The following is a 1,906-nucleotide window of genomic DNA, read 5'->3' as shown; positions in this document are numbered from 1 at the left end:
GACTGACACACCGTCTTCGCGAGCAAGCCCGCTCCCACCTTTGATCAGCGTCGCACTGAGTTTAACCTTCATGCAAGAGATCGGCATTCATGACCATCGTCGGGTGTATCGGCCACCGCGCCGGGTTATACTGCCGCGCCTTTTTAGCGTCGCGCCGGCACCACTGGCGTGCCTTGGAAAGGTGGCTTCAGCCGACCGATGCAACACTGAAGCCACCTTTATTGAATGTTCCCTTATAGAGGAGCGCGACTCATGACCGTGATCAAGCAAGACGACCTGATTCAGAGCGTTGCCGACGCCCTGCAATTCATCTCCTATTACCACCCCGTTGACTTCATCCAGGCGATGCACGAAGCCTACCTGCGCGAAGAATCGCCAGCGGCCCGTGACTCCATGGCACAGATCCTGATCAACTCGCGCATGTGTGCCACCGGCCACCGCCCGATCTGCCAGGACACCGGCATCGTCACCGTATTCGTACGTGTCGGCATGGACGTGCGCTGGGATGGCGCCACCATGAGCCTGGACGACATGATCAACCAGGGCGTGCGCCAGGCCTACAACCTGCCGGAAAACGTCCTGCGGGCCTCGATCCTCGCCGACCCGGCCGGTGCACGTCGAAACACCAAGGACAACACTCCGGCGGTCATCCACTATTCCATCGTCCCGGGTAACACCGTGGAAGTGGACGTGGCGGCCAAGGGCGGCGGTTCCGAGAACAAGTCGAAAATGGCCATGCTCAACCCGTCCGACTCGATCGTTGACTGGGTATTGAAGACCGTTCCGACCATGGGCGCCGGCTGGTGCCCACCGGGGATGCTCGGCATCGGCATCGGCGGCACCGCCGAGAAAGCCGCGGTGATGGCCAAGGAAGTGTTGATGGAATCCATCGACATCCACGAGCTGAAGAAGCGCGGCCCGTCCAGCCGTATCGAAGAGATGCGCCTGGAGCTGTTCGAGAAGGTCAACCAACTGGGCATCGGCGCCCAGGGCCTGGGTGGCCTGACCACCGTGCTCGACGTGAAGATCATGGACTACCCGACCCACGCCGCCTCGCTGCCGGTGTGCATGATCCCCAACTGCGCCGCCACCCGTCACGCGCACTTCGTGCTCGACGGTTCGGGCCCGGCGTCGCTGGAAGCGCCACCGCTGGACGCCTACCCGGAAATCGTCTGGGAAGCCGGCCCATCGGCCCGCCGCGTCAACCTCGACACCCTGACCCCGGAAGACGTGCAGAGCTGGAAGCCGGGCGAAACCGTGTTGCTCAACGGCAAGATGCTCACCGGTCGCGACGCAGCGCACAAGCGCATGGTCGAGATGCTCAACAAGGGTGAAACCCTGCCAGTGGACCTCAAGGGTCGCTTTATCTACTACGTCGGCCCGGTTGATCCGGTGCGCGAAGAAGTGGTTGGCCCGGCAGGCCCGACCACCGCGACGCGGATGGACAAGTTCACCCGTCAGATCCTCGAGCAAACCGGCCTGTTGGGCATGATCGGCAAATCCGAGCGCGGCCCTACCGCGATCGAGGCGATCAAGGACCACAAAGCTGTGTACCTGATGGCTGTCGGCGGCGCTGCGTACCTGGTGGCGCAAGCCATCAAGAAGTCGCGCGTGGTGGCTTTCGCCGAACTGGGCATGGAAGCGATCTACGAGTTCGACGTGAAAGACATGCCGGTCACCGTTGCGGTGGACAGCAAGGGCGAATCCGTCCACATCACCGGTCCTGCCATCTGGCAGAAAAAGATCAGTGAAAGCCTGGCGGTAGAAGTGCAGTAAGCACCTCGCGGCAAGGATAAAGGCGACTGCGGCCCCACGGCCCAGTCGCCTTTTTTATGGCCTGCTCATTTTGTAATGACGAACTCGGTCATGTGGGAGCTGGCTTGCCTGCGATGGCGTCACCTAGGGC

General features: G+C 62.0%; 1 protein-coding gene. It reads left to right on the top strand.

The window, feature by feature from the left end; all coding sequences use genetic code 11:
* Positions 1 to 252 precede the first annotated feature (252 nt).
* Positions 253 to 1,776: a fumarate hydratase gene (locus WBB95_RS00820; RefSeq protein WP_424485861.1), complete on the top strand. Its 1,524-nt coding sequence runs from the start codon at positions 253 to 255 to the stop codon at positions 1,774 to 1,776.
* Positions 1,777 to 1,906 lie beyond the last annotated feature (130 nt).

The sequence above is a fragment of the Pseudomonas sp. genome, from assembly GCF_049645325.1.
Taxonomy (GTDB): Bacteria; Pseudomonadota; Gammaproteobacteria; order Pseudomonadales; family Pseudomonadaceae; genus Aquipseudomonas.
Note: the sequence above shows the minus strand (reverse complement) of the source record. Positions and strands in the feature narration are given on the sequence as shown.